Annotated in this window: 15 protein-coding genes; 10 read left to right on the forward strand and 5 right to left on the reverse strand. The window is 40.5% G+C overall.

Translation table 11 applies throughout. The features are described 5' to 3' along the window. The first annotated feature begins 113 nt into the window (after positions 1-113). Both CRI9333_RS09205 and CRI9333_RS09210 read left to right on the forward strand, forming a co-directional pair. Positions 114-563, forward strand: a complete 450-nt coding sequence (locus CRI9333_RS09205; protein WP_041226517.1) for an NfeD family protein — start codon at positions 114-116, stop codon at positions 561-563. Positions 564-607: 44 nt separating this feature from the next. Next, on the forward strand, positions 608-1,591 hold the full coding sequence (locus tag CRI9333_RS09210; protein ID WP_015202892.1) for an SPFH domain-containing protein: 984 nt from the start codon (positions 608-610) through the stop codon (positions 1,589-1,591). A 38-nt stretch (positions 1,592-1,629) separates the two neighbouring features. Here CRI9333_RS09210 and CRI9333_RS09215 read toward each other — a convergent pair whose 3' ends face one another. Both CRI9333_RS09215 and CRI9333_RS09220 read right to left on the reverse strand, forming a co-directional pair. Beyond that, a complete protein-coding gene (locus CRI9333_RS09215; RefSeq protein ID WP_015202893.1) occupies positions 1,630-2,736 on the reverse strand; it encodes an MraY family glycosyltransferase in 1,107 nt (368 codons plus the stop codon). Positions 2,737-2,889: 153 nt separating this feature from the next. After that, on the reverse strand, positions 2,890-3,282 hold the full coding sequence (locus tag CRI9333_RS09220) for a Fur family transcriptional regulator (RefSeq protein ID WP_015202894.1): 393 nt from the start codon (positions 3,280-3,282) through the stop codon (positions 2,890-2,892). Positions 3,283-3,450: 168 nt separating this feature from the next. On the opposite strand from CRI9333_RS09220, the gene purS reads away from it, so the two are divergent. From purS to CRI9333_RS09235, 3 genes are all read left to right on the forward strand, one after another. Beyond that, the gene (purS, locus tag CRI9333_RS09225) at positions 3,451-3,729 is read left to right on the forward strand and encodes a phosphoribosylformylglycinamidine synthase subunit PurS (RefSeq protein ID WP_015202895.1); all 279 of its coding nucleotides are present in this window, start codon (positions 3,451-3,453) and stop codon (positions 3,727-3,729) included. Continuing rightward, complete coding sequence (gene purQ / locus CRI9333_RS09230) at positions 3,729-4,403, forward strand: phosphoribosylformylglycinamidine synthase subunit PurQ (protein WP_015202896.1); 675 nt, start codon at positions 3,729-3,731, stop codon at positions 4,401-4,403. The genes purS and purQ overlap by 1 nt, the downstream gene beginning before the upstream one ends. Before the next feature lie 271 nt (positions 4,404-4,674). Further along, a complete protein-coding gene (locus CRI9333_RS09235; RefSeq protein ID WP_015202897.1) occupies positions 4,675-5,169 on the forward strand; it encodes a GAF domain-containing protein in 495 nt (164 codons plus the stop codon). Positions 5,170-5,192: 23 nt separating this feature from the next. On the opposite strand, the gene CRI9333_RS09240 is transcribed toward CRI9333_RS09235, so the two are convergent. Then, the gene (locus CRI9333_RS09240) at positions 5,193-5,564 is read right to left on the reverse strand and encodes a hypothetical protein (RefSeq protein WP_015202898.1); all 372 of its coding nucleotides are present in this window, start codon (positions 5,562-5,564) and stop codon (positions 5,193-5,195) included. A 299-nt stretch (positions 5,565-5,863) separates the two neighbouring features. Here CRI9333_RS09240 and CRI9333_RS09245 point away from each other — a divergent pair, with 299 nt between their 5' ends. The 4 genes from CRI9333_RS09245 (at position 5,864) to CRI9333_RS09260 (ending at position 9,408) form a co-directional block, all read left to right on the forward strand. After that, positions 5,864-6,160: a hypothetical protein gene (locus CRI9333_RS09245; RefSeq protein ID WP_015202899.1), complete on the forward strand. Its 297-nt coding sequence runs from the start codon at positions 5,864-5,866 to the stop codon at positions 6,158-6,160. A gap of 135 nt (positions 6,161-6,295) precedes the next feature. Further along, positions 6,296-7,225 (forward strand): SH3 domain-containing protein, encoded by a 930-nt coding sequence (locus CRI9333_RS24860; RefSeq protein WP_051035362.1) that lies wholly within the window; start codon positions 6,296-6,298, stop codon positions 7,223-7,225. Between the two features lie 57 nt (positions 7,226-7,282). Continuing rightward, the gene (locus CRI9333_RS09255; RefSeq protein WP_015202901.1) at positions 7,283-7,828 is read left to right on the forward strand and encodes a hypothetical protein; all 546 of its coding nucleotides are present in this window, start codon (positions 7,283-7,285) and stop codon (positions 7,826-7,828) included. Positions 7,829-7,830: 2 nt separating this feature from the next. Beyond that, positions 7,831-9,408 carry a metallophosphoesterase family protein gene (locus CRI9333_RS09260; RefSeq protein ID WP_041226001.1) on the forward strand — a complete coding sequence of 526 codons (1,578 nt, stop codon included), beginning with the start codon at positions 7,831-7,833 and terminating at the stop codon, positions 9,406-9,408. A gap of 39 nt (positions 9,409-9,447) precedes the next feature. On the opposite strand, the gene ruvX is transcribed toward CRI9333_RS09260, so the two are convergent. Both ruvX and CRI9333_RS09270 read right to left on the reverse strand, forming a co-directional pair. Then, positions 9,448-9,921, reverse strand: a complete 474-nt coding sequence (gene ruvX, locus CRI9333_RS09265) for a Holliday junction resolvase RuvX (RefSeq protein WP_015202903.1) — start codon at positions 9,919-9,921, stop codon at positions 9,448-9,450. A gap of 228 nt (positions 9,922-10,149) precedes the next feature. Further along, positions 10,150-11,265, reverse strand: a complete 1,116-nt coding sequence (locus CRI9333_RS09270; RefSeq protein ID WP_015202904.1) for a CobW family GTP-binding protein — start codon at positions 11,263-11,265, stop codon at positions 10,150-10,152. A gap of 239 nt (positions 11,266-11,504) precedes the next feature. On the opposite strand from CRI9333_RS09270, the gene cysS reads away from it, so the two are divergent. Next, the gene (gene cysS / locus CRI9333_RS28330; RefSeq protein WP_015202905.1) at positions 11,505-13,403 is read left to right on the forward strand and encodes a cysteine--tRNA ligase; all 1,899 of its coding nucleotides are present in this window, start codon (positions 11,505-11,507) and stop codon (positions 13,401-13,403) included. The last annotated feature ends 40 nt before the right edge of the window (positions 13,404-13,443 follow it).

Consider the following 13,443-nt stretch of genomic DNA (forward strand, 5'->3'; position numbering starts at 1 on the left):
TAGAGAGATGAAACATCAACTATCCAATCAACTTTATTAATAAACTTAGGAGCAAAATGCCGACTTTTGGCTTTTTTTATCCTTTATCTTACCTCCTTCATCCTCCCTTAATTATGTCTACAGCATTTTTCCTCCAGGTTCACCCTACTGTGTTTTGGTTAGCTGTAGGAGCATTACTGTGTTTGCTAGAAGTTGTTGTCCCTACAGCTTTTACGGCATTTATGATGGGCATTAGCGCCTTGTTAGTAGCCTTAATCGCTAGGCTACTACCATCACAGATTGCTTTACAGGTAGTAATTTGGCTAGGGTTATCTGTTGGGTTTATTGTGTTGACCCATCGCTTAATGCCTAAGCGTAAAATATCTAGCATTAGTGATGCGACTGAAGCTGAGACAATAACCGAAATTTTACCTGAACAACCAGGACGGGTGTTATATGAAGGTGGTTCTTGGCGGGCAGTTTGTGGAGATAATAGCGCGATCGCACCAGGGCAAAAAGTTTATGTTGTAGGCAGACAAGGAACTACCCTAGTCGTAGTTCCCAAAAACTTATTAGATTCCTAATCATTAGTAGAAAAATCTAACTTTACTCAAAAGCGAGGCTTAAAATGGGAGATTTATTCGGTCTAATCATATTTGTTGTTCTCGGTGGTTCGGCTCTTTCCGGCGTTAAAATTGTCAAGCAAGGAGACGAAGTTTTAGTTGAAACATTGGGAAAATATAACGGCAAAAAACTCACCCCAGGTCTAAATTATGTCATCCCTGGATTTCAAAGAGTAGCATTTCAAGGAAATGTTAGGGAAAAAGTTTTGGACATTCCTCCTCAACAATGTATTACTCGTGATAATGTTTCGATTACCGTTGATGCTGTAGTTTACTGGCGTATCCTTGATATGGAGAGATCATACTACAAAGTAGAAAATCTCCACGCCGCAATGGTGAATTTAGTATTAACACAAATTCGGGGAGAAATGGGCAAACTCGAACTAGATGAAACTTTTACAGCCCGTAGTCAAATAAATGAAATGCTACTACAAGAACTTGACGAAGCTACTGATCCTTGGGGAGTAAAAGTAACGCGGGTAGAATTGCGAGATCTTATTCCTTCCAAAGCAGTGCAAGAATCAATGGAATTACAAATGGCTGCTGAACGTAAAAAGCGGGCGGCAATTTTAAACTCAGAAGGTGAACGTGAAGGTGCAATTAACAGTGCTAAAGGTAAAGCAGAAGCACAAGTTTTAGAAGCAGAAGCACGTCAAAAATCTGCCATTTTAGAAGCAGAAGGTCAACAAAAAACAATTGTTCTCAAAGCACAAGCAGAACGTCAGCAACAAGTCCTCAAGGCTCAGGCTAATGCTGATGCTATACAAATCATTGCTAACACTATAAGAACTGATCCTAACGCTCGTGAAGCTTTGCAGTTTTTAATAGCTCAGAATTATCTAGACATGGGGACGATCATTGGTAAAAGCGGTAGTAGTAAGGTGATGTTTATAGATCCCCGTAGTCTTCCAGGAACTCTGGAAGGAATTCGCTCGATTGTAACTGATTCTGAAAAGCCTAGCTCTTTAGATGTAAAAAATGGTAGTTAATTATAACAAACGACCTTGATTAACTTCAATTTCAGCAACTATCTAGCAATTCCTTTTGTTGCCCTAAATACTGCCCGTAGCCGTCGCCAAACAGTAAAACTTAATAGCAAGACAATCCCAATAGTAGTAGCAAGCATCATTATTCCGCTCATTCCTTGCATTCTCATTGCTACCCAATTAGAAACTAAGGTAATTGCCCAAAGAATAATTGCTGCGTGCCGTTGAGAAAAACCCCAAGCTAGTAAGCGATGGTGCAGGTGATCTTTCCCTGGAGTACTTAAAGGATTTTTCCCTACCATTAGCCGTCGCACGAACACTTGGGTTGTATCTAGCACAGGTACTAGCACAAATAATACTGTTGGTATTAAGGCAAACAATGTGGTTACTTTTAAATTGCCTAAAATACTCGTACCAGCAAGTACGTAGCCTAAAAAATAAGCTCCGGCATCCCCCATAATGATGTGGGATGGGTGAAAATTGTGGCGTAAAAAGCCTAGTGCTGAACCTGCTACAGCAGCTAATACTAATGTTGCTGCGGCACGAGCTTCAAATTGAGCGGAAACAGCTAACAAACTCATTGCAGTAATGAAACTGATCCCGCCTGCCAATCCATCCATCCCATCCATCAAATTGACGGCATTAGTAATTCCTACTACCCAGATAATTGTTAGTAAAACTGATAGTATGGGATCAATAGGAGTACCGAAATTTAGTTGGATGATTGTACCGCTACCGATCAATAACAGTGATGCTAGAATTTGAGTTAATAAGCGAAACAGTGGGGGTAAACCATACTGATCGTCAATAAAGCCGACAAGCACTAACATCGAACCGCCCAGGAGAATAGTTAGAACTTGAGCCAATACTGCTTCAATAACTATTGGTCTTAAAAAAGTAGCTAAGATCAATGCAGCTATGACACCAGCATAAATTGCCAGTCCGCCAGCGTTAGGTAAGGGTTCTCGGTTCAACCGTCGGGCGTTAGGTTGATCTGCCCAGCCAACTCGTAAAGCAAAAGTGCGGACTTGGGGAATAAAACGGTAGGTTACTACCCAAGCCAAAATAAATGTAAAAATCACTGCCAGCCATCCAGTACCAGTGGGGTTGGCAATGCCTAATGAGTTAAGAAAGCTGTACAGATTCATCTCCTAATACCATAACTGCAAATAATTAACACAATCCTCAACAGTATATTAACTAGGCATATAGAATAAAGATTACAACCTATGCCTAGATTTAATTTTTAACTAAAATCTCATTGGTGATAGATGTGTTGCTATTGAAGTCAGAGGTGTGTTTTAACAACTAATTTCAGTTACACAGCGATCGCACAAACCAAAAAATTCTAAGGTGTGATAATAAATTTTAAAGGAATGAGATTTTTGTAGCTCGGTTTCGAGTTGATGCACTGGACATTCATCAATTCCAATAGATGCTCCACATTGTAAACAAGTCAGGTGATGCTTATCTTGTTGTACACAACTATACAGAGATTCGCCACTATTTAAAGTCCGCACCTGTATTACACCTTCGAGTTTTAAAGCTTCCAGTGAGCGGTAAACAGTTGCCAAACCCATACCCTGATTATGATGGCGAAGTTCTATATAAATATCTTGAGCCGAGACACTGCGATTGAGTGCCTTCAATAAGTTCAAAATTCGGTCTTGACTGCGGGTGCGTTGGGCTTTCATGGCAACTATCTTTAAATCTTATTCTGACTCGGATTGCCAAAATCTTTAACTGTTTCTCCATTAAAACACTTGCATAAAAATTAAAGGCAGCAAACTACACTCGGTCAAGTTTTACAATTATATAATGGGATTTTAAAAGCGCAATCTTTGAAGAATTAGGGGATCTAGGTGAATCGCAAATATCAAGCTCGGATCTATGTTACCCTCCGTCCCTCGGTTTTAGACCCTGCTGGTACTGCGGTACAGTCTGGACTAAGCCACATGGGATATGAGAATGTGGAACAAGTGAGAATTGGCAAGTATGTAGAGTTGATGTTAACTGCGGATGATGAAAAATCCGCAAAAGAACAACTTGATAAAATCTGCGATCAGTTGTTAGCTAATCCAGTAATTGAAAATTATCGCTTTGATTTAGTTGAAGTGGCGACAATGGTGGGGGCTAATTAGTGAAATTTGGAGTTGTAGTTTTTCCTGGTTCAAATTGCGATCGCGATGTCGCTTATGTTACCCGTGATTTGCTCAGTGTGCCAACTCGGATGGTTTGGCATGAGGAAACAGATATTTCTGACATTGATGTAGTAGTTATTCCAGGTGGCTTTAGCTATGGAGATTACCTGAGATGCGGTGCGATCGCGCGATTTTCTCCTGTTATGCAGCAAGTGGTGGAACACGCCAACCAAGGTAAATACGTTTTAGGCATCTGTAACGGTTTCCAAGTGTTGACAGAGGCGGGATTATTACCAGGTGCGCTAGTACGCAATCGTGATTTGCACTTTATTTGCGATCGCGTTCCCGTTAAAGTTGAACACACAAACCTTCCTTGGACACAAGCTTACCAAGCAGGTGAAGTGATTACCCTACCCATTGCTCACGGTGAAGGTTGCTATCATGCTGATGCTGAAACTTTGGCAGCTTTACAAGCAAACAATCAAATTCTGTTTAGCTATGTAGGCGATAATCCCAATGGATCTGTAAATGGTATTGCTGGAATTTGCAATCGCCAAGGAAATGTGCTAGGCATGATGCCACATCCAGAAAGGGCTGCTGATGTAGTTTTAGGCGGCACACATGGGATTAAGTTATTTGAGGGCGTGTTAAAAGCAGCAGTGGCTTACGCCTAACGATCATGTTGAGATTTTAACGGTAATTACTCCCTTCCCACTATGGCGAATACCTATTTTATAAACCGCCTTAGCGAAGCGAAACGCGATCCTAGTTTTAGACGCAAAGAACGCCAAGGAAGAAGAATATAATCGGTAATCTTTTAATGGTTTGGGAGTAATACCCCTTTTCCTTTTAGTAAAGGGGTAAATTTACTCTCAAGAGCATGGTTGTTAAATCGCATTAATTATAGGCTTGAGTTTAAATACTTACGCGGGTAAACTTGATTGGATGTCTGACTTAGGCTTACAAAAAATTCTTGATCGTCTGAGTGCTAATCTATCTCGTGATAGCTTAGTTCAGAAAACCACCGACGAACTAAGAGAATTACTAATAGTTGATCGTGTGGTGTTGTATTACTTCTTTCGCCAGTGGTCAGGGCGAGTTACCTTTGAGTCCTTAAGTGAAAGTAAGTTTTCGATTCTGGGATCTACTGGGCCAGACGAATGTTTTAATGGTGAATATGCAGCACTCTACGAAGCTGGACGGTGCCGTGCGATCGCGGATATTGAATTAGAACCAATTCAACCTTGCCATCGAGATTACCTCAGAACAATGCAAGTTCGCGCTAACTTAGTCGTACCAATTCTCAATCAGCGCAGGTTATGGGGCTTGCTAATTGCTCACAATTGCCAGTCTCCTCGTCCCTGGTTAGCTAGTGAGATTAAAGCAATGCAAACAGGGGCATATAACCTCGCAGTCGCTCCATCAATCAAAAATAGCTGATTGACGGTTAATTACACCCGTTACTATTCATTGCTTGCTAATTGTTGCTTGTTAAACCCAATCAAAGCTAACAATCCTCTAATTAATCTCACCATACTAGAAGGATGTGCCATAGCCCAGCAGTTAACACTCAAACAAGTACTTGCCAAGATAAATAGCACGTAGGTAGGAGCCATCACCACCCCAACCATAAACCAAGTAATTACATGAAAAATCATTACACCAGCAAAAAGGTTGCCAATAGTAGCAACTCGCTGTACTTGGGCTGCTGGGCGACGAACTGCTGTTAAGATGATTGTCGAGATCGTCGCGACCAAGTTAGCTGGAACCAAAAACGCACAAATGGCAACACAGTGGTTGCGAGAGAATTCACAAATGGTATTGAAATCGAGCATTTAGATATTTATACTTAATTGCACCATTCTAACGAATTATTATATAGCAATCAGCAGTCAGCTATCAGCTATCAGCATATAGAAGCGTGGGCGTAGCGCATAATTTCGCGTCTCTACTTTTTTCTAGATGCTATCTATTCCTTAGCTTTAAGCAATTTAATACCCGCGAAAGAGTAAATCTGTTGAGTAATTACGATATTTTCGTAGAAACACAAAAATTTTAGCATTAAGTTTTCTGTATCTCTGTCATAGGCAACTACAGATCACAATTCACTACTATAGCAATTGGAGAAAAATTTATGAGCGAAGAACAAAACCCTATCCTTCCAGAAGATCCATCGGAAGCTGAACCTGGAAGAGGTGCGCCTGGTAATAATCACTTTGGAGTACAGTTAGCTCAAACTATAGCCGTTAATGATCCAGAGGAAGAGATTCCTTCTAATGTGGATGTAGACCAAAACGTTGAGCAACTAAAAGCAGCAAAACACCAAGAAGACGGTACTGGCTTAGACACTACTGCTGGTTATGTGATCGATGAGTCAGGGCGGATTGATAATTTTGCTGTAGAACCAGAAATGTATGTAGAAGAGAAATAAAAGTCAATAGCCTTTGGGAGTATAATTGCTCTTTTAAGTGATTTCCCTAAGTTTGATTTATTTTTCTGAAAGCTGTGCTTGATCCTTGAAGTTAACAGTTAAAGTTAACTAATGGTTGTCATAGCACAGTTCAGCATGAAAAATTTTCAATTGCTGTTTTCCGCAGCGATCGCGATTTCGTCAGTTGCAGGAGCAAGTCTAGCAGTATTACACAATTTTCCTGCAAGGACACAGGCATCAACTTTATTAATTGATTTGTCATCAACTGCAACATCAGCAGAAAATCCACCTGCTGTGTTTACAAATGTCAGCGATCAAACTGTATCTGTGACCAAGCCAAGGGAAATGAAGTTGAAAACAGCAGCCTTAGTTTCAACCAAGCTTGATGATTTTCCCCATCAGCGTTTTACTTTGGTAGACGAAGTTAAACCTGCAAGTGATTTCGCTCAATTTCGTCAACGCTTGCGCTATGCAACCAAGCTTAAGGATATGAACTTTATCAGAGCAATCTTACCATCCGATAAAATTGCTATTGGTTATAGGGAAACAGCTATTGCAGATCTTAAGCTGGAAAACCGAGAATCCGCATTTTGGCTAAGTTTGGATCATGCGATCGCAGTTGGTTGTACAGCAGAAGCTAATTTGAGTTACCCAGATTTAGATCCAGAATCTCAGTTATGGAGTTGCAACAATATCACGAAGCAGTTAAGCAGTCAAGCTAATAGTTCAGAATTAGTTGCAGGTGTATCGGGTTCCATCAACCGTGTAGTAGTTATCGGCAAAAATGTGTCCGTGCGATCGCAACCGCAAAAAAATAGCGCAGTCGTAGCGTTACTATCTAACGAAGTTGTAGAGGTCAATCCTCAAATCGCAACCCAACAAATAACACAAACAACCTTCGGCGAAAACAATAATCCTAATAATAATTGGACACCCGTTATTTTACCCCAGGGTCGCCAAGGATATGTTTACAATCGCTTTGTTTACTCTCCCTCAGAATACCAAGCTGTTTTCGGTAAAATCCAAGGGCAATGGCGTTTGCTGGCTATGCCAGGTGGATATTAAGTATTATCATAATAATAAATATTCTGAAAAATTAACTCATTAAAGCTGGATAAAATTATGGCAAATCCTCAATTAAAAGTTCCAGAAAAAGTATCATTTGAACAAGCTATTGAACTTACTCAATCCTTAATCTCCCAGATAGAAGCTGCCGATTTATCAGAAGAAGAAATAACAGTTTATCTTACAGATTTAGTTAAAAGCGATTTTGGTTCTAGAGGATTTTTTGTTAGCTATCTAACCTCTGACAGTTCTTTACCCGACACCCCCTCACCAGCAGTTATTCAGGCATTAAGAACAAACTCAGAAATTGTTGCAGATTTATTGGTGAAAAATTTAGCCATGTCTGCTGCCAGCGCAGTTGCCCATCGTCGCAACGACGACCAAGAGATGGTTGCAAGTTCAGAAAGAGTAACCCGACGGACAGCCAATCTGATAGAATTGCTTCAAGTTCCTGCAATATATCAGCATTCCCAAAATCTATTAGAAACAATAACTAAAAAAGAAGGTATTTATAAATCTTTTTTAGAACGTTGGGGTTATGACGCTGAACAACAGCAAGCAATTTATCAAGCTTTCAAATTAGTAATACCTGCTGCTCAATGACCATGAAATTTGTCTCTGATCCACCGATATCTGTCAAAATCCGCAAAATGAAAGAACGGGTACGGTGGCAAGATCCATTCATAGTTGATCGGGGAATTGATCAAACCCGAATGGTTTTAGATGATGGCGGTTCTGATAGTTCCGAGTTCTCGTTTTTAGTTGTAGGTGATAGTGGTTCAGGATCTCATGGAGGTCATAACCCGCAACGACAAATTGCAAAACAAATGCTGCTTCATCGAGATAGCTCACGTTTTGTATTACATACGGGTGATGTTATTTATTTAGTTGGTTCTAGCGAGTACTACAAAAAAAACTTTATTGAACCTTATAGAGAGTTTATTTTAGGTGGTGAGCATCCCGATCGCATTGCCTATAATCAGATGACTTTTAACCTGCCTTTTCTGCCAGTTCCAGGGAACCATGATTATTATGATTTGCCCTTAATCTTTGGTTTAATTGCACAAACAACCAAACCCTTTCAGAGGTTGTTGCGATCTGTTTTAGATTTCGACGTAGGTTGGCATGGATCTTTTCAAGGTAATGCTTATGCCCAAGCATTTATAGACTACTTAAAAACATTTAATTCACAAGCAGAGTTAGCACAGCATTTAGATCGTCATTACGGGGCTTTGACTGAAACAGGTTACTGCTTGCGTTATCAACCTGGGCAATTTACTCGCTTACCTAATCGTTATTACACATTCCGTTATGGCGGAATTGACTTTTTTGCTCTTGATTCTAATACCTTCAATGATCCCATACCCGTTCCTGTCGGGCAAGAGGGAGCAGCTTACCGTCGCCTACTAGCAGAGCAGCAAGAGGAGTTGGAACAGCAACAACAGGAAATTATGGCAACTGCGGCTACTTTGAACCCAAATCAGCCAGATGAAGCTGAACATCTAGATGATTTACGCACCAAGTTACAGCAGATAGAAGAAACCTTGCTCGATATTGATAAACAACTGCAACCTAATCAAACAACTGTAATTGATTATGAGCAACTTGATTGGCTGCGAGAAAGGTTGATTGCATCTTGGAATAATAAAGAAGTACGTGGGCGTGTAATTTATTTTCACCATCCACCTTATGTAACTGAGGCAACAAAGTGGAACCAAGCGCAAACTTTAGCAGTTCGTCAGCGTCTACGCGCGGTATTTGATGCTGTTGCGAATGCGGTGGGAGATTTAACTCAGGGGCGTGGGGTCGTTGATTTAGTGTTAAATGGTCATGCTCACTGCTTAGAGTATTTGCAGACAGGTAATACGGGACACGCCGACTCTCATATTAACTGGATTGTGTGCGGTGGGAGTGGTTACAGTCTCCGCCGCCAGCGAAGTGAAGGGTCAGAATTAAGGGAAACTTTTACAGAGGATGGAGGAATAACTCGGACAGTCGCAAGTTGCAAATTATTTGTTGGTCGCAATGGTCAGGGTGGGCAAAAGAGGCGACCTTATTCATTTTTACGCATTGATGTTTTAGATGGATGTCCACCTAAGTTTAGGGTGCGACCGTTTATTGCTGAAAGATCTCAGCGCAAGTGGATTCATAGTGAAATCCAACCATTTGTGATTTCAACTTAGCACAAGTAGTTGAAATATTCCCGCCTATGTACTATGAGATTAAACTTGTTCAGTTAATAAGTTCGATGATTGCGCTAATTGTTTTTTCATATTTGCGCGACGATCATCTAACCATTGCTGCAAAATTAAAGCCGCCGCTTTGCGATCAATCAAGCCTTTGTTGCGGGAGGGCGATCGCTTTTCTGCAATAATTAGCTGTTCTGCATGAACCGAAGTCAGCCGCTCATCGACATATTCTAGGGGTAGCTGGAGGGCTGCTGCTACCCTACTGGCAAATTTTTGGACTTTTTTGGCTTGGAACCCTATTGTTCCATCCATTGAATAAGGTAATCCCACAACCAGCACTTGCACCTGTCGCTCCTCTACTAGCGATCGCAATTGCTCTATATCTCTATCAAAGGAAGTATGTTCAATTGTCGTTAAACCTGTAGCAATTAAACCAGTGCCATCACAGCCAGCAACTCCAATACGTTTACTACCAACATCTAACCCTAGCGCCGATATTTTAGACATTAATTTGAAAGCAATTAATTATGTGGGTAAAATTCTACGTTACTTATAACTACTAAAATTAGTAACTGGTGAGGCTAAAAGTTAATTTTACTTTCATTTGTGTCCACTTACTTAACAAGTCAGTTTTTTCGATGAGAATCAATCTCCCGGAAGCTTTAACTCAAAATTGCACATCAACTATTTAGATAAGTTGAGGCGCAATTTCGAGTTAAGTCAGCTTGAATCTAGCTATTTACCAAAGCCTTTACCACGAGTGCTAGACGGGAGACAGACACAAGCTTGAATTTGCGATCGCAAGTTATCATGATCCAAATTCTGACCAATCAACACAAGTTGGTTTTTAGGTTGACCTTTCCACTCTTCATCATCAATTGAAAATCGCTTACCGCATAAATGGAATACATGGCGTTTGGAACTTTCATCAAACCACAGAATACCTTTAGCGCGGAAAACATTTTCCGGTAATTGATTATCTAAGAAATACTGAAACTTCCTAATTGATAAGGGTTTATCACTTTGGAAAGAAATCGAGGTAAACCCATCATTTTCTAAGTGATGGGAGTGATGGTGATGATCGTGATCTTCGTGGGTACAATGCCCATGATCATGATCGCAGCTACTATGATCGTGGTGATCGTGATCGTGGTCGTGATGTTCATCACCATGATCTGATTGTTCCGGTTGAAAATACTGCTCAGATTCAAACAAACCAACGCTGAGAATTAAAGGCAGATTTACTTGTGCCTTAGTAGTGCGTAAAATTCTAGCATCAGCCTTAATATCTCGAATTCTAACTTCTAACAAATCTAAATCTGCTTCATCAACTAAGTCAGTTTTGTTGAGCAGAATAATATCACCGTAGGCAATTTGGTTATTTGCAGCTTCGCTGTTAAATAGATCCACACTAAAATTAGCTGCATCTACAACAGTAATGATGGAATCTAGGCGAGTCATTTCTCGCAATTCCGTACCTAAAAAAGTCAGTGCAACTGGCAAAGGATCAGCTAAACCAGTTGTTTCCACGACCAAATAATCGATCTGCTCTTCACGCTCTAGCACTTTGTATACTGCTTCAACCAAATCATTATTAATGGTGCAGCAAATACAACCGTTGCTGAGTTCCACCATATCTTCTCCGGTGGTGACTATCAATTCGTTATCAATACCAATTTCACCAAACTCGTTGACTAAAACTGCTGTTTTTACACCTTCTTGGTTGCTGAGAATATGGTTAAGAAGTGTGGTTTTACCGCTACCGAGAAAACCAGTAATAATCGTAACTGGTAGACCCAGTTTAGGTGCATCCATTACTGGGGATTGGTCAGGTTTAACTGCTGATTGCATAGCGTGGCTGTCAATAACGTCTATTTATACGGTTCTCTCTTCATTATTGCGGATATTATTTAGAGGTTGTTATTAAGTAGGCAGGTAAAAATCAACTTAAATATCACGCTAGTCATGGATCTTAACAATTAACAATGACTAATGACCGATGACCCATGACCCATCATCGAGTTAAATTTTAAGTTTAATTATGCCCCTCAACTCAGCTATATCCTTAAATAATTTCACCCATTGCAATTATGACGTTAAACCTTTACAACACTCTCACTCGTAGCAAAGAACCGTTTGAGCCGCTAGAACCAGGTAAGGTGCAGATGTATTACTGCGGCGTGACGGTTTATGACTACTGCCATTTGGGTCATGCCCGTGCTTGCATTGTTTGGGATGCAGTACGCCGTTATTTGCAATGGCGGGGATATGATGTGCGGTTTGTGCAGAATTTTACTGATATTGATGACAAAATTCTTAACCGCGCTAGGGAAGAAAATTCTTCGATGGAAGAGGTCGCAGAACGCTATATCCAAGCTTATTTTGAGGATATGAAGCGGTTAAATGTTAAGGATGCTGATGAATATCCCCGTGCTACTCATACTTTGGATGGAATTAAGCGTTTAATCCATGATTTGGAGAATAAAGGTTTTGCTTATCCCGCAGAAGGTGATGTTTATTATGCGGTGCGTAAGTTTCCCGAATATGGCAAGCTTTCTGGTCGCAAGTTAGAAGATTTGCAAGCTGGGGCGAGTGGTCGAGTTGAGGTTGAAGAGGAAGATACTAAGAAACAAGATCCCTTTGATTTTGCTTTGTGGAAGGGTGCGAAAGAAGGGGAACCTGCTTGGGAATCTAACTGGGGTTCGGGTCGTCCTGGTTGGCATATTGAATGCTCGGCGATGGTGCGCGATCGCTTAGGTGAAACAATTGATATTCATGCTGGTGGTGCTGATTTAATTTTCCCCCATCACGAAAATGAAATTGCCCAATCAGAAGCGGTGACTGGTAAACCTTTAGCTACTTTCTGGTTACATAACGGGATGGTAACGGTGAATGGGGAAAAAATGTCTAAGTCTTTAGGCAATTTTATTACTATTCGTGAGTTACTAGAGCGTCAAACTGATCCAATGGCGATGCGGTTGTTTGTGTTAACAGCACAGTATCGTAAGCCTATTGATTTTAGTGAAGATGCGATCGCAGGCGCTACTAATGGTTGGAATACCCTTAAAGAAGGTTTACTGTTTTGCTACCAACATGGCTCAAAACTTGGTTGGACAGAAGCAGATTTAACAAATCCCACCAAAGTTGAACCTGTGGAAACTGAGGTAAATCAAGCATCTGAACCAAAACCAGAATCAAATAAATCTGTTTGGCAGGAAACTTTAATCCAAATCTTGCAGCCTTTCTTAAAGCTACCTCAAGCTTATGGAGAAACTGTCAAACAATACAAAGAACTGGTATTTTTAACTATTGCAGTTGCACTTGGCGGAGTGTCGCTTAAATTTGCATCTGAAGTTTTGAAGATAGCTAGTAGTGTGCCGTTTTTACCACCTATTTTTGAAATCATTGGTATTGGGATAACAGGTCGCTATTTGTTCAAAACTTCTACTCGTGAAATGCTTGTTCAACAAGTGCGTTCGCTCATTCAAACAGTTGATAGTAAAATAAACGCATCTGAAGAAATCGTTTCTGAAGCTGCAACCCAAGAGCAAGAAGTGGTTAACGAGGAAGCAGAAAACTACATTACACCTAATTATGTAGAACGTTTCCAAACAGCACTTGATGATGACTTTAACTTTGCTGAAGGTTTAGCTGTTTTGTTTGAAATTGCCAAACATTTACGCAAAGAAGGTAATTTGTTAGTTCATCAAGGTAAGACAGAAACAAATCCAGAAATTCTTAAGCAGCAATGGTATACCCTTGTTGGTTTAGCACAAATTTTAGGTTTAGAAGCTCAACCTGATGAGGACAATACTAATGCTAATGGTTTAACTGATGCTGAGATTGAAGCTTTAGTTGAGCAACGTCAGGAAGCCCGAAACGCTAAGGATTTTGCTGAAGCTGACCGGATTCGTGATGAACTCGAAGCTCAAGGAATTATTGTAAGTGATGGTAAAGCTGGCGGTAAAACCAGATGGCATCGTAGTTAGGATAGCTGAGGCTTAAGGCTAAAATGAAGTGCGAGTCCCT

Source organism: Crinalium epipsammum PCC 9333, assembly GCF_000317495.1.
In the GTDB taxonomy this organism is placed as follows: domain Bacteria; phylum Cyanobacteriota; class Cyanobacteriia; order Cyanobacteriales; family PCC-9333; genus Crinalium; species Crinalium epipsammum.